The sequence below is a fragment of the Methylobacterium sp. WCS2018Hpa-22 genome, assembly GCF_031843785.1.
Classification (GTDB): Bacteria; Pseudomonadota; Alphaproteobacteria; order Rhizobiales; family Beijerinckiaceae; genus Methylobacterium.
Map to the genome: position 1 here is coordinate 433,165 of NZ_JAVTJA010000001.1, position 17,560 is coordinate 450,724.

At 67.1% G+C, this 17,560-nt stretch carries 27 protein-coding genes and 1 tRNA gene; 7 read left to right on the forward strand and 21 right to left on the reverse strand.

The features are described from left to right. Positions 1-11: 11 nt before the first annotated feature. The 3 genes from RQI43_RS01965 to RQI43_RS01975 all read right to left on the reverse strand — a co-directional run bounded on the left by RQI43_RS01965 (position 12) and on the right by RQI43_RS01975 (position 3,507). On the reverse strand, positions 12-872 hold the full coding sequence (locus RQI43_RS01965; protein WP_056433694.1) for a transglutaminase family protein: 861 nt from the start codon (positions 870-872) through the stop codon (positions 12-14). A gap of 194 nt (positions 873-1,066) precedes the next feature. Further along, positions 1,067-2,827 (reverse strand): ubiquinone-dependent pyruvate dehydrogenase, encoded by a 1,761-nt coding sequence (gene poxB, locus RQI43_RS01970; protein ID WP_311274013.1) that lies wholly within the window; start codon positions 2,825-2,827, stop codon positions 1,067-1,069. A gap of 80 nt (positions 2,828-2,907) precedes the next feature. Then, positions 2,908-3,507 carry a cysteine hydrolase family protein gene (locus RQI43_RS01975; RefSeq protein ID WP_311274014.1) on the reverse strand — a complete coding sequence of 200 codons (600 nt, stop codon included), beginning with the start codon at positions 3,505-3,507 and terminating at the stop codon, positions 2,908-2,910. A 283-nt stretch (positions 3,508-3,790) separates the two neighbouring features. Here RQI43_RS01975 and RQI43_RS01980 point away from each other — a divergent pair, with 283 nt between their 5' ends. Further along, on the forward strand, positions 3,791-4,087 hold the full coding sequence (locus RQI43_RS01980) for a GCG_CRPN prefix-to-repeats domain-containing protein (RefSeq protein ID WP_311274015.1): 297 nt from the start codon (positions 3,791-3,793) through the stop codon (positions 4,085-4,087). Between the two features lie 117 nt (positions 4,088-4,204). On the opposite strand, the gene RQI43_RS01985 is transcribed toward RQI43_RS01980, so the two are convergent. After that, positions 4,205-4,480, reverse strand: coding sequence for a hypothetical protein (locus tag RQI43_RS01985; RefSeq protein ID WP_082470521.1), 276 nt, complete (start codon positions 4,478-4,480; stop codon positions 4,205-4,207). A gap of 381 nt (positions 4,481-4,861) precedes the next feature. Between RQI43_RS01985 and RQI43_RS01990 the strand changes: the two genes are divergently transcribed. Then, positions 4,862-4,987 carry a hypothetical protein gene (locus RQI43_RS01990; RefSeq protein ID WP_280136576.1) on the forward strand — a complete coding sequence of 42 codons (126 nt, stop codon included), beginning with the start codon at positions 4,862-4,864 and terminating at the stop codon, positions 4,985-4,987. A 349-nt stretch (positions 4,988-5,336) separates the two neighbouring features. Here the strand turns inward: RQI43_RS01990 and RQI43_RS01995 are convergent. Further along, positions 5,337-5,413, reverse strand: a tRNA-Arg gene (locus RQI43_RS01995). A 231-nt stretch (positions 5,414-5,644) separates the two neighbouring features. On the opposite strand from RQI43_RS01995, the gene RQI43_RS02000 reads away from it, so the two are divergent. From RQI43_RS02000 to RQI43_RS02010, 3 genes are all read left to right on the forward strand, one after another. After that, entirely contained in the window at positions 5,645-7,315 is a 1,671-nt protein-coding gene (locus tag RQI43_RS02000) for a hypothetical protein (protein WP_311274016.1), read from the forward strand. 236 nt (positions 7,316-7,551) lie between these two features. After that, entirely contained in the window at positions 7,552-7,818 is a 267-nt protein-coding gene (locus RQI43_RS02005; RefSeq protein WP_311274017.1) for a hypothetical protein, read from the forward strand. Positions 7,819-8,060: 242 nt separating this feature from the next. Then, positions 8,061-8,663 (forward strand): metallophosphoesterase, encoded by a 603-nt coding sequence (locus tag RQI43_RS02010; protein WP_311274018.1) that lies wholly within the window; start codon positions 8,061-8,063, stop codon positions 8,661-8,663. A 34-nt stretch (positions 8,664-8,697) separates the two neighbouring features. On the opposite strand, the gene RQI43_RS02015 is transcribed toward RQI43_RS02010, so the two are convergent. From RQI43_RS02015 to RQI43_RS02075, 13 genes are all read right to left on the reverse strand, one after another. After that, positions 8,698-8,952, reverse strand: coding sequence for a hypothetical protein (locus RQI43_RS02015; protein WP_311274019.1), 255 nt, complete (start codon positions 8,950-8,952; stop codon positions 8,698-8,700). 11 nt (positions 8,953-8,963) lie between these two features. Then, the gene (locus RQI43_RS02020) at positions 8,964-9,245 is read right to left on the reverse strand and encodes a hypothetical protein (protein ID WP_311274020.1); all 282 of its coding nucleotides are present in this window, start codon (positions 9,243-9,245) and stop codon (positions 8,964-8,966) included. A gap of 49 nt (positions 9,246-9,294) precedes the next feature. After that, the gene (locus tag RQI43_RS02025; RefSeq protein WP_311274021.1) at positions 9,295-9,690 is read right to left on the reverse strand and encodes a hypothetical protein; all 396 of its coding nucleotides are present in this window, start codon (positions 9,688-9,690) and stop codon (positions 9,295-9,297) included. 97 nt (positions 9,691-9,787) lie between these two features. Beyond that, entirely contained in the window at positions 9,788-10,360 is a 573-nt protein-coding gene (locus RQI43_RS02030; RefSeq protein WP_311274022.1) for a hypothetical protein, read from the reverse strand. Between the two features lie 172 nt (positions 10,361-10,532). Continuing rightward, positions 10,533-10,955: a hypothetical protein gene (locus tag RQI43_RS02035; protein ID WP_311274023.1), complete on the reverse strand. Its 423-nt coding sequence runs from the start codon at positions 10,953-10,955 to the stop codon at positions 10,533-10,535. Then, positions 10,955-11,605, reverse strand: a complete 651-nt coding sequence (locus RQI43_RS02040; protein ID WP_311274024.1) for a hypothetical protein — start codon at positions 11,603-11,605, stop codon at positions 10,955-10,957. Before RQI43_RS02040 ends, RQI43_RS02035 begins: the two co-directional genes overlap by 1 nt. Continuing rightward, positions 11,583-11,765: a hypothetical protein gene (locus tag RQI43_RS02045; protein WP_311274025.1), complete on the reverse strand. Its 183-nt coding sequence runs from the start codon at positions 11,763-11,765 to the stop codon at positions 11,583-11,585. Before RQI43_RS02045 ends, RQI43_RS02040 begins: the two co-directional genes overlap by 23 nt. A 70-nt stretch (positions 11,766-11,835) precedes the next feature. Next, positions 11,836-12,075, reverse strand: coding sequence for a hypothetical protein (locus RQI43_RS02050; protein WP_311274026.1), 240 nt, complete (start codon positions 12,073-12,075; stop codon positions 11,836-11,838). Then, positions 12,075-12,434 (reverse strand): hypothetical protein, encoded by a 360-nt coding sequence (locus RQI43_RS02055; protein ID WP_311274027.1) that lies wholly within the window; start codon positions 12,432-12,434, stop codon positions 12,075-12,077. Before RQI43_RS02055 ends, RQI43_RS02050 begins: the two co-directional genes overlap by 1 nt. Beyond that, complete coding sequence (locus tag RQI43_RS02060) at positions 12,434-13,000, reverse strand: hypothetical protein (protein WP_311274028.1); 567 nt, start codon at positions 12,998-13,000, stop codon at positions 12,434-12,436. The genes RQI43_RS02055 and RQI43_RS02060 overlap by 1 nt, the downstream gene beginning before the upstream one ends. A 74-nt stretch (positions 13,001-13,074) precedes the next feature. Continuing rightward, the gene (locus RQI43_RS02065) at positions 13,075-13,251 is read right to left on the reverse strand and encodes a hypothetical protein (RefSeq protein WP_311274029.1); all 177 of its coding nucleotides are present in this window, start codon (positions 13,249-13,251) and stop codon (positions 13,075-13,077) included. Positions 13,252-13,278: 27 nt separating this feature from the next. Beyond that, positions 13,279-13,635 carry a hypothetical protein gene (locus RQI43_RS02070; protein WP_311274030.1) on the reverse strand — a complete coding sequence of 119 codons (357 nt, stop codon included), beginning with the start codon at positions 13,633-13,635 and terminating at the stop codon, positions 13,279-13,281. A 502-nt stretch (positions 13,636-14,137) separates the two neighbouring features. After that, entirely contained in the window at positions 14,138-14,365 is a 228-nt protein-coding gene (locus tag RQI43_RS02075) for a hypothetical protein (RefSeq protein WP_311274031.1), read from the reverse strand. Positions 14,366-14,638: 273 nt separating this feature from the next. Here RQI43_RS02075 and RQI43_RS02080 point away from each other — a divergent pair, with 273 nt between their 5' ends. Further along, positions 14,639-15,139, forward strand: coding sequence for a hypothetical protein (locus RQI43_RS02080; RefSeq protein ID WP_311274032.1), 501 nt, complete (start codon positions 14,639-14,641; stop codon positions 15,137-15,139). Positions 15,140-15,214: 75 nt separating this feature from the next. Beyond that, the gene (locus RQI43_RS02085) at positions 15,215-15,847 is read left to right on the forward strand and encodes a hypothetical protein (protein WP_311274033.1); all 633 of its coding nucleotides are present in this window, start codon (positions 15,215-15,217) and stop codon (positions 15,845-15,847) included. 174 nt (positions 15,848-16,021) lie between these two features. On the opposite strand, the gene RQI43_RS02090 is transcribed toward RQI43_RS02085, so the two are convergent. The 3 genes from RQI43_RS02090 to RQI43_RS02100 all read right to left on the reverse strand — a co-directional run bounded on the left by RQI43_RS02090 (position 16,022) and on the right by RQI43_RS02100 (position 17,374). Continuing rightward, on the reverse strand, positions 16,022-16,354 hold the full coding sequence (locus tag RQI43_RS02090; protein ID WP_311274034.1) for a response regulator receiver protein: 333 nt from the start codon (positions 16,352-16,354) through the stop codon (positions 16,022-16,024). A gap of 227 nt (positions 16,355-16,581) precedes the next feature. Continuing rightward, complete coding sequence (locus RQI43_RS02095) at positions 16,582-16,971, reverse strand: hypothetical protein (protein WP_311274035.1); 390 nt, start codon at positions 16,969-16,971, stop codon at positions 16,582-16,584. A gap of 100 nt (positions 16,972-17,071) precedes the next feature. Continuing rightward, positions 17,072-17,374: a hypothetical protein gene (locus RQI43_RS02100; protein WP_311274036.1), complete on the reverse strand. Its 303-nt coding sequence runs from the start codon at positions 17,372-17,374 to the stop codon at positions 17,072-17,074. Positions 17,375-17,560: the final 186 nt, after the last annotated feature.

Here is a 17,560-nt window from a genome sequence, read left to right on the forward strand (position 1 = left end):
GATCCTTTCGTTCAGGCCGCTCCCGCATGCGGCGCGGGCAATTCCGTCGAGATCGCGTCGACCGTGCGCTGGGGCGGGCTGCCGAGGCCGTCGGAGCGCGCGATACGGATTTGCTGGTTGACCGGCTGCATGTTGCCGTAGGGCGTCGAGAAGGCGATCTCGGCCGCATCCCGGCCGACGCCGATGCGGACGAGACCGTCAAGATCGGCTTGGCGCGTGGCGTCGAACAGCCACCAGCGGCCGTCGAGATAGGCCTCGAACACAGCGTGGAAATCGCTCGGCACGAGCCCGTGGGCGTAGCAGCTCACAAAACGGGCGGGGATGCCCAATGCCCGGCAGAAGGCCGTCCCGATATGCGCGAAATCGCGGCACACGCCGGCGCGCTTGAGCAGGCTCTCGTCGGCGGTCGTCTCGCCGTCGCTGGTGCCGGGCTGGTAGGTGAGATGATCGTGAATCCAGTTGCAGATCGCGTTGACACGCTGGTGCCCCTTGGGCATCGCCCCGAACTCCGCCTGCGCGAAGGGCGTCAGCCGGTCGGACGAGACGAAGCGGCTGGGCAGCAGGAACGGCAGGATGTCGAGGGGAAGCTGCGAGATCGGCGTTTCGTTGATCGTGGCCGGATCGGCCCGATGGACGGTGAGCTCGACCTCGGCGTTGTATTCCAGCGAGAACTGGCCGGCGGGGACGTTCACCCCGAGATAGCGGTTCTGCAGATCGGGCGAGATGTAGATTTCCCGCTTCAGGTCGGGCTTGAGAATCAGCGTCTCACTGAGAATCTCAAGGCTCTTCAGTCGAGCGACCTCGATATTGAAGATAAACGTCGTGTCCGACAGTATGTTATAAGACAGACTGCAGCCGAGCATGTAGCGCATGGAAGCTCCTTCCTCCGTTTCGGAAGACCGTGCAAGGATTACGCCCGCCGCAGCTGCAAGGATCCTGTTGCTAAGGCCGGCTTGCGCTTCCCGGCCCCGCTGCAAAACCAATCTTTTGTCCGAGGATGCGGCCACCGTTCAGCCTGGAGGCCGCATCACGGCTCGGTCTGGATACCTTCGAAGCAGTGCTTCAGCTACCGGATGATGTTCGTCTTGGCGAGATCGAGAACCGAATCCCCGCGGCCGCTCATCACCGCACGCAGCACGTAAAGGCTGAAGCCCTTCACCTGCTGTCCGTCGATCTTCGGTGGGATCGAGAGTTCCTGGCGGTTGACCACCACGTCGAGTACGGCCGGCCCGTCATGGGCGAGCACGTCCTGAATCGCGCCCTCCAGTTCGGCCGGATCTTCTACCCGCACCGCATGGAGACCCACCGCCCGGGCCATCGCGGCGAAATCGGGGTTCTCGAGCGCGACGCCGGTTTCGAGATAGCCTGCGGCCTTCATCTCCATTTCGACGAAGCCGAGGGAGCCGTTGTTGTAGATCACGATCTTCAGCGGCAGCTTCTCCTGCCGCAGTGTCAGGAGATCGCCCATCAGCATCGAGAAACCGCCATCGCCCGACAAGGAAACGACCTGCCGGCCAGGAGAGGCCGCCTGTGCGCCGATGCCCTGCGCCATGGCGTTGGCCATGGAGCCATGCACCCACGATCCGAGAAGCCGGCGCTTGCCATTCATCTTCAGATAGCGCGCCGCCCAGATCGTCGGCGTACCGACATCGGCCGTGAAGATCGTGTCATCCGCCGCCGCTTCGCTTACGAGCTTGGTCAGATATTGCGGATGGATCGGGGCTTTGGCCGATTTCAGGCCGAACCAGCCCTTGGTCGGCGCGCCGGTGGCGAGATCGTCGAGGTCCTCGCGCGCCTTGGCGTAGTGTTTCAGGCTGGCATCGAGCCAGGTGCGGTCGGACTTGACGCCGAGCTTCGGCAGGAGCGCCGTGATCGTATCCCGTACGTCGCCGACGAGACCGAGATCGAGCTTCGTCCGCCGGCCGAGCTGGTTCGACCGTAGATCGACCTGCGCCACCTTGGCATTCGCGGGATAGAATTGCTTGTAGGGAAAGTCGGTGCCCAGCATCAGCAGCGTGTCGCAGTCGCGCATCGCCGCATAGCCGGACGAGAACCCGATGAGGCCGGTCATTCCGACATCGTAGGGATTGTCGTATTCCACGAATTCCTTGCCACCGAGGGCATGGACGATGGGGCTCTTGAGAGCTTCGGCGAGCTGCAGCAATTCGGCATGGGCGCCGGCGCATCCCCGGCCGCAGAGCAGTGTGATCTTTGACGAGCCGTCGAGGAGATCGGCCAGTGCGTTGAGCTCGGCTTCGGCGGGACGGATCGTCGGCTTCGCCGGCAGGAGGCCGGCATTGGGGGCAATGGCGCGGGCCGGCGCATCCTTCAACGCGACGTCGCCGGGAATGATCACCACGGCGACACCACGCTCGCCCACCGCGGCACGGATGGCATTCTCCAGGACGAACGGGAGCTGGGACGGATCGGAGACGAGCTCGCAATAGTGGCTGCACTGGGCGAACAAGGCCTTCGGGTCTGTCTCCTGGAAGTAGCCGGATCCGATCTCTGCCGAGGGGATATGTGCGGCGATGGCCAGGACGGGAGTCCGGGTTCGATGGCAATCGAACAGGCCGTTGATGAGATGGACATGGCCTGGCCCGCAGGAGCCCGCACAGACCGCCAACTCCCCGGTGATCTGACTTTCCGCGCCGGCCGCGAAGGCGCCGACCTCTTCGTGGCGCATATGCACCCAGTCGATGACGCCCCTCGCCCGGATCGACTCGGTCATGGCGTTGAGGCTGTCGCCGACGACACCGTAGATCCGTCGTACCCCCACCTGCTGGAGGGTTTCGACGACGAGATCCGCGACGGTATCGATCTTCATGGTTCGCGCTCCTGCTTCAGAACCCGAACGATGCTGCGCCGCACACGTTCCCGAGGTCCATTGAGTGTCACTCACGCGTGTCATTCCGCGATATCGCTGACCCGAGGCGCGATCACGGCGAAGAGATCCCCGAGGGTCGCGAGGCTCGCGGCCTGAAGCGAATTCGCGGGCACCACCTGACCGTCGGGGCCGGGCAAGGCGCGGGTCGCGGTGGTGGAAGCCACGACCGTCGGGCTGAATCCCAGGTTGAAAGCGCCGCGCGCCGTGGAGTTGATGCACATATGCGTCATGAAACCGGCGAGCAGAACCGATTTCATACCCGTCGCTTCGAGGTGCTTCTGCAGATCCGTACCGACGAAGGAATTAGGATAGTTCTTGACGATGACCCTCTCGCCGTCTCGTGGCGAGACCTCGTCACTGATCCTGCCGATCGGGGCGGAGATATCGTAGGGCGAGCCGGGCCCGGCATCGTGCTGGATGTGAAAGATCGGGATGCCGGCCTCCCGGGCGCGATCGAGGAGTTCGCCTGCCGCGCGGATGGCGGGCTCCACCTCTTCCAGGCGCATGATGCCTTCGCGATAGGTGTTCTGCAGATCGATCATCACCAGGGCGGAGGATCGAAGCCGGGCCGGCACCGGGCTCAGGCCGGAGACGTCGCGCAGGGTCTTGAGGTCTGTCATGGCTGGCTTCCGGTCTGCAATCGCAACGGCGGGGTTTGGGGTGAGGAGACCTCATTCGGGGACCGCGTCAATCCCGTCCTTGGCTAGCAGGAACGGTACGCCCTCGCGAAAGCTCCCCGGTCACCCTTTCTCAATCACGAAATCGCGCGCGCAAGGTCCCTCGTACGGTAGGGAGGTGCAGGCGGCGAAAATGTCAGAATTTGTTCAGCGATCGGGTGTCTTGATGCAGCACGCCCCGCGGTGAAGCTTTAATCCCGAGGGGACGCGATCCGGAGTTTGTGTCATGAAGCATGTCAAGACTTATGGCCTCCTTGCCGCCGTCATTGGTGGCCTGACGATGTCTGCCGCCACAACTACCACAGCCGAGGCTGCCGGCGGGTGCGGTTACGGCTATTACCCCTCCGCGTTCGGGTGCAAGGCCACATCCCGCGCGTTCGGCTACTACGCGCCCCGCCCCGTGCCGGTTTATGGCTATGGTTACGGATATCGCCCGTATTACCGGCCCTATTACCGTCCTTACGCCTATGCTCCTCGGCCCTACGCTTACGCACCCCGCCCCTACGTGCGGTTCGGCTTCTGAGAATGACGAAGGGTGCTCCCGGCCGACCCGGAAGCACCCCCTCGTTCGATGGTAGCGAGGCGGGCGACGATAGGCCTGGATCGCATGAGACCCAGGCCTGATCCGCCCTCAGTGACGTCAGCGGGTCGGCGCGCTGGTACCTTTGCCCGATGCTCCCGGAGACGACCCCGAACCGGCATCATTGGCGCCCGTGCTGTTCGACGTGCCTGAGCGGCTCTTGTCTCCCGTGGAGGGGCCGCTCCCGGCGGCTCCCGGCGATGAACCGGCTCCCGCATCGTTCGGCCCGGTGTTGTTCATCGTGCCGGACTTCGTGGTTCCGGAGCCACCTTCCGCAGCGAGGGCGGGCGATCCGAGGAGCAATGCCCCGGCGAGGGCAAGCGTCAAAGCTTTCATGCGTTTCTCCCTGAGTCTGGCGCGGTGCACGCCGAAGGAAACGCAAAATTCAGCTGTGACGTTCCGGCACAGGCGGCAATGACGATCCGGCAGGCCGAGCCTGTCGTCGAGGGCATCGGGTGAGACGATCTGGATCGATGTCTGTGCCGAGAGTCCTTCGAGGTCTGCTTAGCTTGTCGACTGGCGGAGTTCAGACCGACCCTGACGCCTTCCATCCCGCAACGTAGGCGATTGCCTCATCTCTTTACTCCGCTCTACTATCGCTGTGCCGGCCATGCGGTGATGCGATTTGAGTCGGCGATGAGGTCGCCGATGTTCGTGGACGAGGGTTGGAAGCCGCCGCGAGAACCGGCTTGGGAGCCGCCTTCACGCAAGCCCCCGATGACCAAGGCACAAGAGCGGGCGGTCGTCTGGATCGTCGGACTGAATGTGGTGCTGCTCTTCGTTGCACCAGTGGGCGGGGCGAGCGTGATCCACGCCCTGATCGCGCTGTTCGGGCGGTCTTAGCCTCAAGGATGAGACGACCAGGATCCCGATCGTTGCTGCCCTGGCGTCACTGTCTACCGTGATCTTCCGAGGGTCTCGCGGATGTGATCCGAACTCCTGCCCCGACTGTTTGTGGCGACCTGTCGTGCTGGATCGCTGATGCTCTTCAGCCCACAGCCACGCAGCGCGGCAAACTTTATTGCTCGCTCACCCCGAACGCGGTCATTCAGTCCTGACCAATGCAACAGAATGCCAGCGTCGCGGTCACCGTCACACGAGACTGGCTGCACCGTACGACATGTTTCACGGAATGGCGTTCAAGGCCCGATCTGGCGGAGCTTACTCTGGCCCTCGCGTGATGGCGGAGAGATGGCGACCCCGGTTGGGCTCGAACCAACGACCTGCCGCTTAGAAGGCGGCTGCTCTATCCAGCTGAGCTACGGAGTCAGGGGTGCCAGACCCGGTAAAAGCCACGGGTCCAGGCCCGGGTCAAGTCTTTCCGCCACCACGCGCTTTCCCCCTTCGAAAGAGCGCTGAAACGCCAAACCGTTGACGCCGAAACGGCATTTTCGGTGGATCCCCGATCCCTCCTCCGTTCCAAGCGAGCGAAACCCCTGGCCGTCCGAATACCGTCCGAGTTACGCCTCGGAGGACAATCGTGAACTCGGACGGTCTGACATGGGCGGCAAGCGGAAGGCGGGACCCCGGACGCCCGGGGTGACCTACTCGGACGTGGCCTGGCAGGTGGACGTCGCGCCTCTCCCGGAGCCGAAGAACCGCAAGGAGGAGATCTCGGTCGGGCTGATCGAGGTTCTGGTGGCGACATGGCGGGACGCCGGGCTCAAGGCGACCTACGAGATCTCCGACACCGTGACCCGCGGCCTGCGCCTGCGCGTCCAGCCGCGGGGGCCGACCTACTTCTGCCGCGTCCAGTACCAGGGCGCCGAGCACCGGGTCCGGATCGGGCGGATCGACGCCTGGGGCCTGGCGCACGCCCGGACCGCGTGCGCCGCCATCGTCAGGCACATTTCGACCGGCAACGGCGTTCCCTCCGACGAGTGGATCGAGCTCCAGCGCCAGGCCCTCGTCGCGGCCGACGCCCGGAAGAAGGGTAAGACCGACGCCGCCCTTCCCCACGTGCCCGAGATCATGCCGCGGCAGGCCGTCGCCACGACGTGGACCTACGCCGAGGCTCGGACGGCCTACGTCGACTGGCTGAAGGCGGAGATGGCCGAGGGGCACCTCGCCCCGGCGACGGTCAAGAACTACGGCAAGGTCCTTGTCTGTCCCGCCGTGCTGCCCTTCGACCCGAAGCACGTCGCCCACCTCGGCGCCTCCGACCTGGCCGAGGCGGTCGAGGGGCTCGTGAAGGAGGGCAAGCGCAACCAGGCCAACGACGTCAGCCGGAATCTGAAGCGCCTGTTCCGGTGGCTCGCCGAGCCCGCGCAGGAACGGCGCTCCGGGGTGCGCGCGGGCGTCATGGACCGCGTCCGGGCCCCCAAGATCAAGGGCACGAAGGGCAGGCAGCATTTCCCTCCGCTTGAGGAGTGCGGCCTGATCCTGGCAACCGCCAGGGCCTCGGGAGTCCTCAACCCCGCCGTCGGCGCCGCGGTCCACCTCTCCGTCTGGACGGCCCAGCGTCGGCTCTCCATCGTCACCGCCCAGGTCGCCGAGTTCGAGGCGTGGGACGGCGAACCGGGCTGGGGCCTGTGGCGCTGCAGGCACCGGAAGACGCCGCGGGCGAAGGCGACGGGCAAGCCCCACGTCCTCCCCCTGCCCCCGGCCTGCTGGCAGGTCGTCTCGGCCTACCTTGCGTGGCACCGGCTGGAATACGGGGATTCGACGCCATGGGCGTTCCCCCAACAGCGGCAGGCCAAGGCCGGATCCCCGCCGGCGTTGACCCACATCGCCACGGACACGCTGAGCCACACGCTGAAGGCCATCCCCGGTTCCGAGAGCTCGCCCCACGACATGCGCCGCGGCCTGTCGTCGGCGGTGCAGGACCGGGCCGGCGTCCATGCGGCGCTCGTGGGGCACGTCCTGGACCATGCCGACACCGACGAGGGCGTCCGCCAGGCAAACGGGATGACCAGGCGCTACACCGAGGCGGAGATGCTGGGCTTCAAGCGGCCCGTCATGGAGGCTTGGGCTCGATTGCTCGAACCGGTCGCCTCGGCCGCGGTGCTCCTGCCCCGGGACGAGCTCAAGGAGGAACTCGTCCGGCGCCGGGCCGAGCAGCGGGGCGTGGACCGCGATGCCGAGAAGGTTCGGCTCAAGGTCGTTAACGCAAAGCGGTACGCCGCGGGGATGACGCCGAAGCAGCGCGCCCGGGCAGCGCGGGCTGCCTGAAGCGGTCGCGTCCCAGGGCCCGCGCCACGTCCGCTGGCCGGTCGGCCCGCACAAATCCGGACACACCGCGGCCACGGGCGGAGGCCTCCGCTATGTCCTCGGCGAAGGCGCGCATCATGGCGTCCCGCTCATCGCCGGCCGTCGCATTCCTGAGATCCTCGAAGCTGAGCATTGACCCCTCCGTTCTTGAGAACAGATAGGGAACGTTTGAGGCGGGGAAAGGGTGCAAGGATCGGATGAGCGAACCTCGGACGCTCGGCGAGCTCCCCTACCGGCGGGTGCGGGTGACCTGTCGTTGGTGCCCTCACCGGCGGGGCGATTACGACACCGAGCGGATGCAGGCCCGCCTCGGGCCCGGCGTCTCCCTCGACCACGTCATTCGTCTCATCACCGCGGGCTGCCCGAGGCCGAAGGCATGGGGGAAGCTCGGGCCCTCGCAGTATCTTCCCTGGTGCCGGGCCGTGTTCGACGACCTGCATCACGGGCGGCCGCCGGACAGGTGAAACCTCCCCAGGCCGTCCAGGTCGGCCGAGGATCTGCATGTCGGTTAAGCCTTCCTTCATCACGCCCGCATGCACCGCCCAGGGTCGCCTTGACCGCGGGAATCTTGAGCTGCGATCGTGACGACTCACCCGGCCCGAGAGGCACCGATGAAACGCCGAATAGCGCCCCCCAACGACGTGATCCCATCCCCGGGGGCGTGACGCCGTGCGCGCGCAGCCCCCCTCTCCAGGAGGCTGCCCAGATGAAGCTCAATCGGACCCACCACATCAATCTGACGCCCCCCAAGGGTACCGTCTGGCTGACCGGCGACACCCATTTCGGGCATGCCGGGAGCATCGCTCAGTCGAAGCGCCCCTTCCGCGACGTCGCCGAGATGGATCGCCTCCTCATCGAGGCCTGGAACTCCTGCGTCCGCGCGAACGACACCGTGATCCATGCCGGAGACTTCGAGTGGGGGCACACCCCCGAGAGGGCGGCGCAGATCTTCCAGGCGCTCAAGGGCCGCAAGCACCTGATCGTGGGCAATCATGACCGCGCGCGCGTCACCGACCTGCCATGGGAGAGCGTGCAGGAAAGGTTGACCGTCCACGCCGGCGGTCGCCGCATCGTCTGCGACCACTACCCGATGCGTGCCTGGCCGGGCGCGTTCCGTGGCGTCCTCCACGTCCACGGGCACACGCACGGCTCCCTGCCCGGGACGTCCCAATCCTGCGACGTGGGCGTCGATTGCTGGGGCTATGCCCCGGCCCGCGTCGAGGACGTCATCGCGCGGATGGAGGCGACCCCGAACTTGCCGGAGGAGCGCCTGCGGGCGGCGGACCGGGAGGCCGAGGACGACGCATAGAGAAAGGGCCCCGGATCGCTCCGGGGCCCTCTTACTAACCGCCCTCGATGTCCCGGGCGATCCCGGCGGCGTCGGCGGCCCGCTCCCGGAGGAGCCGGGCCAACACGGGACCGACCCAATCGGGAATTTCCCTCTGCCCGGAGGCCCACCGTGCGACGCGCCTGGGGTCGACGGATTCGCGAGGGCCTTCGGGATGGTGCTCCCCGAGGAGGCGCCCCATCGCATGACGCCACTCCTCGTCGCCGAAGAGGGTCTCGCCGGCGCGGCGCAAGAGATCGGGCGTCAGCATGGCGGGCTCTTTCAGAACTGGAAGGCGAGGATGGCGTGGGGGTCGACGTCGCCCTCGCAGAGGAGGGCCTCGTCGGCCCGGTCGCGCTCGTGCTCTAGCCACTCGCCGATCCACGTCAGGGCGATCCGGGCGGCCTTCGCGGCGGCGGCGCGGGCGGCGGAGACGGCCTCGGCATCGGTACCCGGGGCGAGGTCGAGGACGGCCTGGGCGGCCGCCTTTGCATCGGCGACGGCGACCTCGGCTTGGAAGCGGCGGGCGGTCAGGGCGGCGGTGGTGGTGCTGGTCATGGACATCGAGGTTTCCCTTTCGTGCGGGCGGCGGAACCGGCCCGGAGTGGCGTGATCAGAGGGCGGGGGCAGGAGCGGCGTCGTACTGATCCTCGAATCGCAGGGCGTCGAGATCGACCACGACACGGAAGGCTCCCAGGGCGGCGGGCTCGAAAACCTTCGAGTTGTGCTTGAGCTTGACCTTGGCGGCGATGGCCTTCGGGCTCGGCATCTGGACGACGGACAGCGTGACCTTGCCCTCCACCTTTCCCTTGAGCATCCACCGCTCCCAGGCGTGACGCGCCTCCTTGGCGGTGTGGGCCGAGACGACGAGGTCGAAGTCGTCGTTCCCGTGGGCGTCCGAGAGGTAGTAGAGCGAGGGCTCGATGCCCCTCGTCGACCACATCCGGTCGGCGATGTCCTCGCGCTCGATTCGGCTGAGGCGGCGGGTGGGGTGGGAGATCTTGGTCATGGCGAAGGTTTCCCTGTGGCTGAGCGGCGGAACCGGCTCAACTGCGATGATACCTCTCGGCCGGCATACGACAAGCACGCCGACCGAGATTCCTGAATCAGCTTAGGCCAAGCTGTTCCCGGAGACTTTTGAAGCGGTCGGGCTGCGGCCCATGATGCATCTCGGTCCCGATCAGCGTCACCATCTTGCGCGCCTGCCGCACGGCACCGCGACCCATGCGCCGGATCGCATCCTTCCGAAGATCCTGCCTCTCTAGGCGGCCTCCGTACGCGATCAGCAACAACTCCGCCCACTTCCGGGTTGGCATGTTGAAGACACCCGCCTGGGAAAGAATTTCGCGCCAGTTGCAAGACTGACTGTAGGCGTCCAGTCCCTTCACCCACACGAAGGACAGCCGCTGCTCCGACGGTACGACCGCGAGCACGTAGGGCGTCTGCTTGACGGACACCGTCATCGCCGCGACCTGCTCCTGCACCGTCGGGAGCGCCCGCTGCCTGTCGAGGACCCTCAGCGAGGAATCCCACAGCTCCTTGGCGATCTTGGGGAGGACCGGCTGCCCGAAATCCGGGTACTGCCGGTCAGTGTCCCTGCGGGTTTCGCGGAGCCCGTCGTAGAAATCTTGGTCGGGCGAGTAGAACCCGGAATTCGGCTTGGTCATCGTCATCGCCATGGCGGCGTTCCTCCTGCGGGGCGGCACGTCAGCCGCATGCGCACGAGGAAGCCTGGGAAGAGGCGAGATGTGGACTCGAAAAGGGCTCCATTACTAACGAGAATTAACCATTTTTCCTGCGTCCCCGCTCTGTAGAGCCGAAACGCGATCTTACCGTTTACTTGACGAATGCTTAACCGGATGCTCGCTTTCGCAAGCACTCCATCAGCCCCGGGGCCTCCGCCTCGACGCCCGCCGCCAGGGCCCGCGCCTGTTCCAGGAGGACCTCGCGCAGCGTGCGGTCCCCGGCCGGCGGGCCCGCCTCAGGGAGGGGCGCCACGGCATGGACGCCGCGGCAGGCCCCGAGGACGACGGGCGGTAGGCGGCGGGGGATGAGGGGATGACCATCGGGCTGCGTCCGTTCAGGGGCCCGGGCCAGGGCCTGGGCAATAGGTGAGATGTGATGGAGGCTCGCCCAGCGCGTCAGCGGGCGAGCCGTGTTTCCGCCGGGGTACGCCCGGGCGCGCCAGGCGGCCCGGGCGGAATCCAGGCTCGCGTGCCGGGAGACGATGACGCGCGTCGCCCCGCACACGATGGCGTGGGTCGCCGTCGCCATCAGGCGGCCTCGGACAGGTCCGGGGCCGCAAGGTTGTGCATGAGGAGGTCCACAGCCTCGGGGCCGAGGACTTCCACTGCCTCGGCGAGGAGACGATTCGCCCGGATGACGCGGCTGATCGCCTGTGCGCGCTGATCGGCGATTTCGTCGGCTACGGCGTCGAGGGGCTCATCGAAGGACCGCTCGATCTCCCTCTCCAGGGCGTCGCTCCCGACCGTGACAGCGGCCTGCGTAAGGGGCACGCCGGCGACGAAGTCCTTGATCGCCGCCTCCGCCTTGGGCGTCAGGCCGTAGAGACCCGGGCCACCGATGGAGATCACCGGGGAAGCCTTCTCGGCGGCCTCACCCTTCGCGATCAGGTCGAGGACACGCTGCACGGCATCTGCCTCGCCGGTGACCGTCCACAAGTCGCTGTCCTCGTCGAAGGTCATGTGCTCGGTGCGGCGCTCGATCTCCTCATTCAGGGGCGCAACGATGTTCCGGAGGGCGCGGACCTCGCGAGCGATCTGCTCGATCTCGAAATCGCCCTTCGACCAATATCCGAGAGCCTCGACCACCGAGTGGAAACCCACCTTCCAACGGTCGCCGTCCTTGACGACATCCTTTCGGACGATCCGGTATCCAGCCTCATCGAGCGAGCCGACGGACATATTCCGCCCTCGCCTCGTAACAGGACATCTGTCCCTTCACCTCTTTCCACCCCGTCGCGATGATGCGCTCGATGTGCGACTTCTCGACCTGGGCCCGCGCCCGGTCCGAGAGGGTGATCTGGGTGATGGTGCCGGTGTTGGTTTCGCTGGTCTGGCGCACGGGGCGCTCCTTTCATGATGGGGGGGGCCTCGGGATGCGCCCCTGCCGCCGGGCGCGCCGACGGGGATGGTTACTGGTCGGCCTGCCCCGGTGCGGGCACTGGGGAATCCCCGTCGGCGACGCCGGTGGCGGCCCCGATCATCGCGAGGACGGCGAAGGCGAAGGCGCCAGCGAAGATCAGGGCGAACCACGATGCCCGGACGAGATCCCATCCGTGCCCGGCGAGGACGAACACGATGACCACGATGGCGGCCGCGGTGGTGGCGACGCGCCCGGGGCCACCGGCGACGAGGCTGAGGAGGGCCCGCATCAGCGGAGCTCCCCCGCGTAGCTGTACGTGTCCACGAACAGGTCGCGGAACTCGCACGGGAGCATGCGGGGCAGGAACGAGCGGATCGTCTGCCGGGCGGTGATCTGCGGGCCCTTGGCATCGTACGGAGCGTCGGCCTGCTCCATCATGCCGACGTTCCATTCGATGACCGCCGCGGCGAGGCGCAGGGCGTCCTCAGCGGGCGTCATGTGGGGCAAGGGGATGGTGTACTCGTTTGCCGCCACGACGTGGACGACACGGACGTAGTCGTCGCCCAGCTTCGCGATGCCGGTCGTCATGTCCGGATCGAGGGGCCCGAGGGCGAGGGTCTCGTCGAGGTTGAGGTTGATCTCGCGCATCAGGCATCCTCCCCGGTAATGTCCGAGGGGCGGTTCCGAGGGTTCTCGGAGTCGTAGATGTCCGGGCGTTGGAACGAGAGCGCCGCCAGCCGCCGGTACAGGTCCTCGACGGACTGCAGCATCACGGTGACGGCCCCCGGATCGTCGCTGTCGCCCTGCAGGGCCCGGAAGGCCCCCGGGTTCTGGGTGCTCCGGAGCAGGTCGCGCAGCCAGGACAGGTCGGAGAGTTGAGGGTCCTCCATGCCGTCGACACCATGGATGGCGGCCTGAACCACCTCCGCGTTAGCTCCCTCTGGGGCCAGGGGCGCCTCACGCCACGCGATGAGATCCCGCTCGGAGACCGCATCCCAGTTGCCGGTGCGGACGGCTTCGCGGACGGCCTCGGCGTTTCCGGAAGGCTTCGGCACGATGACCAGATCGGCCTTCACCAACGCCTTCATGATGCGGACGGTGCGCTCGTCCGGCGAACGGAAGGTGGCCACGTCGGCGAGAACCGCCGCCTGGATGACGGCCTGCGCCCCGGTGACGGTGAACTTGGTCCTGAAGTCTGCGGTCCTGCGCTCCATGGCGCTCTCCTTACGTATGGGGGGATGCGTGATCGGGTTGAGCGCCCCTGCCGCCGGGCGCGTCGACGGGGATCTCAGGGGCGGTCGAGGGCGGCCTTTACGAGGCGCATGCCGGTCTCGATGGCGGCCGCGCCCTCGGCCTTGAGGATGACCATCTGGAATCCGGCGCCGTCCTGATCGGCGTCGATGGCGACCACACGCAGACGGGACGGTGCGATCGGCTTCTGGGTTTTGGTGATCCGCTTCGTCATGGCTTCCTCGCGATGATCGGGATGGGTTCAGCACCCGGGTGGGGTCTCGTCGCGCAGTGCCGCCACGACCAGACGGGACACCTCCGGCCTGGTCGGGCTGTCGCTATCGAGGGCCGCCACGACCGCGGCGAACGCCTCGTCCATCGTCTCGGGTCGGGCGGCGACGGCCCGGGCCTCGGCGAGGGCGGCGTCGATCCGTCCGACGGCCCAATGCGCGGCCGCCAGAAGTCCGGATTCGACTTCGCGGATCGCTTCGGCCACGTCGGCGCCGCCCCGACCGACGGTCTTGGTGCGGGCCTCGACCAGGGCTTCCTTCAGGCGCTGGCGGGTTTGGGCGGCATCGAGGGCGACGAGGCCGTCCACGAACGAGCCGGGGGCGACCATCAGGCGAGATCCCGAAGCTGGACGGCGAGCGACGTCACTTCGGCGGTGACGTAAGCGACGTCCCGGTAGACGCCCTCGTAGGAGGCGGCATCGCTCCGGGCGCGCCACGACCAGGAGGACCGAAGCCGTGCCTCGAAGCCGGGGACGAGGTCGCGGAAATGCCCGCAATCGAATCCGAGCCACCAGACCCGGTCGGGCTCGTCCGGCTCGACGAGGTGACAGATGCCGCTCTCCTCGGCGTCCTCCTCTCAGAACCCGTCGAATGTCAGGCCGCCGTGGACCGAGATGGCGTACCGCTCATGGGCGTCGCCGTAATCGACTTCGAAGAGCGGGTGCCCCTCCGGAACGCCGACGTACCCGCACAGCGCCCCAAGGGGGCTCCGGACGATCAGGCAGGGCAGGCCCGTCGCTGGGTCGGACCACTGTTTCTTGTCGGGCTCGTCCTGTCAGGAACCGTCGCCCCATTCCGCCTTGGCGCGGGTGCGGCACTCGATGGTGCGCATCAGGAAGCCTTTGCGACGAGGACGGTGGTGATGCCGAGGGCCGCGAGGATCGCGCGTCCCGCCGCACGCCGGCCCGACAGGACGGACGACACGTCGGACGGGGAGACGCCGACGCTTTCCGCCCACAGGCGCTGCCCGCCTGTCTGAGCGACGGCCTCCCGCAGTAGAGCGACGACGTCCTCTCGCGTGACGACAGTGACCGGCGCGGCGATAGCCTGCTGCGGCATGAAGGATGCTCTCTTGATCGGTAGTTAAGAAGTCGAACGAAAACGTACGACTGGATCGAATTCGTTGTGGAGACAAAAATTAGGCCCTGGTCCGATTCGTTGCAAGCTGGAAAACTCGCAAAGTCGGAACCTTTTAAAGTGACAGCTTTTCTTGTACATATTTAATCTGGTGAACGAACCGATGAAGGACCGCATATCCTTAGGCTTTCGAAGGATTAGTCATCAAATTACTGCCTGGGCGCTCCCCTCGGGCGCACGCACGGAAGGACTGACATGCCTATCTTCACGGTGCCCAACGACGTCCTGATTTTCCCGGTCGCGCTCCGGAATGGCCGCCTCGACGTCGAGCCTCCCTTTCCGACGCTGGAGATCACGCGGACGGAGACGGAGGACCGGATCTTTCTGCGGCGTGTGATCGACGTCTCCGCCCCAGACGGCGCATTCGTGTTCAAGCGCGACCGGCTGCACGGGGGCTCACACCATCGCCTCGTAGGCGGCGAGCTCGTACGAACGACGTACCTGGACGCACTCGACATCCTCGATCCCGAGGGCGCGCCCCGGCGCCGCTACGAGGCGCGCCTCGGGAGCCTGCCGCGTAAGCCGCGCCGATTCGTCCTGTCCGAGGGAAGCGATGACGAGTGGGTTGTCGGGGACACGTATCCCGACGTCACGTGGGAGGGGGCGTACGTCGTCTGCACGCAGCGCGCCGGCCGCCAGGTCTGGTTCCGCGCCGCCTCATACGAGGAAGTCTACGCCCTCGGGATTCGACCCTGACCGTACGTACGCCCTGGTGAAATTCATGCTCACCCGGAGAATGGAAACGTCGCCCCCCAGAAGGAAGCCCGTCCCATGTTCAAAGTCGCCCGCGCCGTCCTCGTCGCCATGGCCCTGGCCCTGGCCACCACCCTCCAATACGTCCTCGAAGCCGGAAAATGGGTCCTCCGGTCCGTGCGGAATCAGTTCTCTCCCCCCGTCGGGGCCGGCGCGGGCATCGAGGCCGCCCTGGAGGATGGGTCCGACGTCGGCACCCAGATCGCCACCGCGGCGAAGTCCCCCGCCCCGGCGGCCGCCAATGACGACGCGGGATTCCTGATGACGCCTCTGCCCGAGGCCCCCTACGACGCGGCCACCGATTTCGGCGAGATCGCCCGGTCCTACATCCAGGCCCGCGTGACCGCCCGCCCCGAGCCGGATCTGTCCGCCCTCGACGAGACGACCGAGGCCTGGCTCCGGGGGCTCACGCTCGCCGAGTGCCAGCGCCTTGCCACGACGCCTCCCCGCAGGCTCTCGGCGCACATCTTCGGGAATCATTTGTTCCGCAACTTGGCCCCATGCCACGTCCGCGATCCTCAGATGCCGGCCATCCTCCTGGCCGACACGGATGCCCCCGACGACCGCCACAGGGAGATCTTCGACGACCTCGCCGACGACCCTGACCTCGTTCCGGGCTATCAGGCGCCCTGGGCATCCCGGGCCGCCTAAGACGCCCCATCACTCCGAAACGACGAAGGCCCGCCCCTCACGGAGCGGGCCTTTTTCATGCCCGGAGACCCTAGTGTGGTCGGTTGTCGCGCCCCCAAGAAAGTTGTTGCGCCTTTCCCTGTGCGCACACCGTGTGCGCACGTCAGCACGCGGAATGCCGACGTGCGCACGCCTTCATGCCGCGCGGAGGCGGCCCTCCTTGGCGGCCCGGGTCAGGCGGCCCTCGGCCTCCAGGGCGCGCGACCGCATCCGGGCGAGGTCTGCCTTCAGGGCGGCGTTGGTCTGCTCCAGGGCGGTGTTCTCGGCGCGGAACGCCAGCACGAGGCGCCCGAGGACGCCCATAACGTTGAGGGTGCGCTGGACGGCGTTAACGTTGCGCTCGGCCTGCACCGCGTCGGCCTGTGCCTGAAGGGCGATGCGGTCCTGGCGCGCCCTGAAGAGCACGCCGGCGAGACCCTGGCCGCCCATGTCGAAGGGGGCAACGATGCTGTGGGGGGTGAGCGACATCGGGGCATCTCCTCTGGGCTGGCGAGGTGACGATCTCAGCTCGCGATTCCGGCGTCCAGCTGCGATTCCCGCCAAGGTAAAGAAGTCCCTGGGCGGACTACGCAAACCCTGAACTTTTGAGAGGCCCTGCAGGTGTCGTGTTCGTACGTGGTATAGCGCCCCGTTACTTCATGGGTCTGTAACGGGAGATCAGCGTTTCGTAACGGGAGATCCGGGTTGTGCGTACGCTAGAAGATCGCGATGAACCCGATCAGGTCGGCTAAGGCGGCATCCGGCGTCGCCGGCGCCGTCAGGGTGAGGACGTCGCCGATCTGGACCGGGATTGCCTGGCCGGAAGTTGTGGTGAACGTGGCGGCTTTGCTCCCGATGGCGAACGCGACGGTCCCCACGGCGCCCCCGTTGACGGCGAGCGTCAGGGTCACCGCGGCTGCCGGGGCCGTCCCGGCCTTGACGTTCGAACCGTTGAAATCAGTGCTCCCGCGTTGGTTGGAGCCGATGTAGCCCGTACGTACGACCATCGAACGGATCAGCACCGCCGAGGCGGCCGGCTTCCCGACGGTGGCGAACCGGAACGGCGTCACCGCCTCGACCGTGAGCTGCCCCCAGGGGAAGACCAATCGCCCGTCCCGGATCACACCCAGGACGACCTCCGATTCTACGCCACCGCCGCCTGAGGCGCCCCGGCCTCCTGGCCCCAGGGCCCGCCCCCGTCCCAAATCAGGGACGCGCCGAACCGGCCAGCGCCGCCCGTCGCTGCGCGATCCTCGGATGCGTCCCGATCCCCCAGCCTTCCCAGGGGGCGTTCGCCAGGGCGGCCTGGATCTCCCCGTCGATCGGGTGGAGGCGCACCCGCAGGTCGTCCCGCACGCTCTCCATCCCCCGGCGCGCAGCCGAATGGATGAGGGGATGCACGTCAGCCGGGGCCGTCACGGGATGGCCTTCGATGGAGTGGTTGACCGAGGCCAGCGTCCGTTCGACGACGCCGCGCTGGCGCGTGAGGATGCGGTGCTCCGCCGTCATGCCCGATCCCCCTGGATGCCCGAGGCTGCCCCGTTCCGTCCCTGATTAAGGATGCGTGGGGCCTGCCGCGTCGAGTCGTGCGGCGCCCCATCCGACCCGGGGCAGGCCTGCCGGATAGTCGAGGCTTTCCCTTGGCGTGGCCAGCGACGCTCCCAGAACATCTCCATCGTCGTCCCCTCCACCGGG

Coding starts and splice junctions, on each gene's coding strand:
- RQI43_RS01965 (WP_056433694.1), bottom strand. CDS start 872: ATGCGCTACATGCTCGGCTGCAGTCTGTCTTATAACATACTGTCGGAC.
- poxB (WP_311274013.1), bottom strand. CDS start 2,827: ATGAAGATCGATACCGTCGCGGATCTCGTCGTCGAAACCCTCCAGCAG.
- RQI43_RS01975 (WP_311274014.1), bottom strand. CDS start 3,507: ATGACAGACCTCAAGACCCTGCGCGACGTCTCCGGCCTGAGCCCGGTG.
- RQI43_RS01980 (WP_311274015.1), top strand. CDS start 3,791: ATGAAGCATGTCAAGACTTATGGCCTCCTTGCCGCCGTCATTGGTGGC.
- RQI43_RS01985 (WP_082470521.1), bottom strand. CDS start 4,480: ATGAAAGCTTTGACGCTTGCCCTCGCCGGGGCATTGCTCCTCGGATCG.
- RQI43_RS01990 (WP_280136576.1), top strand. CDS start 4,862: ATGACCAAGGCACAAGAGCGGGCGGTCGTCTGGATCGTCGGACTGAAT.
- RQI43_RS02000 (WP_311274016.1), top strand. CDS start 5,645: ATGGGCGGCAAGCGGAAGGCGGGACCCCGGACGCCCGGGGTGACCTAC.
- RQI43_RS02005 (WP_311274017.1), top strand. CDS start 7,552: ATGAGCGAACCTCGGACGCTCGGCGAGCTCCCCTACCGGCGGGTGCGG.
- RQI43_RS02010 (WP_311274018.1), top strand. CDS start 8,061: ATGAAGCTCAATCGGACCCACCACATCAATCTGACGCCCCCCAAGGGT.
- RQI43_RS02015 (WP_311274019.1), bottom strand. CDS start 8,952: ATGCTGACGCCCGATCTCTTGCGCCGCGCCGGCGAGACCCTCTTCGGC.
- RQI43_RS02020 (WP_311274020.1), bottom strand. CDS start 9,245: ATGTCCATGACCAGCACCACCACCGCCGCCCTGACCGCCCGCCGCTTC.
- RQI43_RS02025 (WP_311274021.1), bottom strand. CDS start 9,690: ATGACCAAGATCTCCCACCCCACCCGCCGCCTCAGCCGAATCGAGCGC.
- RQI43_RS02030 (WP_311274022.1), bottom strand. CDS start 10,360: ATGGCGATGACGATGACCAAGCCGAATTCCGGGTTCTACTCGCCCGAC.
- RQI43_RS02035 (WP_311274023.1), bottom strand. CDS start 10,955: ATGGCGACGGCGACCCACGCCATCGTGTGCGGGGCGACGCGCGTCATC.
- RQI43_RS02040 (WP_311274024.1), bottom strand. CDS start 11,605: ATGTCCGTCGGCTCGCTCGATGAGGCTGGATACCGGATCGTCCGAAAG.
- RQI43_RS02050 (WP_311274026.1), bottom strand. CDS start 12,075: ATGCGGGCCCTCCTCAGCCTCGTCGCCGGTGGCCCCGGGCGCGTCGCC.
- RQI43_RS02055 (WP_311274027.1), bottom strand. CDS start 12,434: ATGCGCGAGATCAACCTCAACCTCGACGAGACCCTCGCCCTCGGGCCC.
- RQI43_RS02060 (WP_311274028.1), bottom strand. CDS start 13,000: ATGGAGCGCAGGACCGCAGACTTCAGGACCAAGTTCACCGTCACCGGG.
- RQI43_RS02065 (WP_311274029.1), bottom strand. CDS start 13,251: ATGACGAAGCGGATCACCAAAACCCAGAAGCCGATCGCACCGTCCCGT.
- RQI43_RS02070 (WP_311274030.1), bottom strand. CDS start 13,635: ATGGTCGCCCCCGGCTCGTTCGTGGACGGCCTCGTCGCCCTCGATGCC.
- RQI43_RS02075 (WP_311274031.1), bottom strand. CDS start 14,365: ATGCCGCAGCAGGCTATCGCCGCGCCGGTCACTGTCGTCACGCGAGAG.
- RQI43_RS02080 (WP_311274032.1), top strand. CDS start 14,639: ATGCCTATCTTCACGGTGCCCAACGACGTCCTGATTTTCCCGGTCGCG.
- RQI43_RS02085 (WP_311274033.1), top strand. CDS start 15,215: ATGTTCAAAGTCGCCCGCGCCGTCCTCGTCGCCATGGCCCTGGCCCTG.
- RQI43_RS02090 (WP_311274034.1), bottom strand. CDS start 16,354: ATGTCGCTCACCCCCCACAGCATCGTTGCCCCCTTCGACATGGGCGGC.
- RQI43_RS02100 (WP_311274036.1), bottom strand. CDS start 17,374: ATGACGGCGGAGCACCGCATCCTCACGCGCCAGCGCGGCGTCGTCGAA.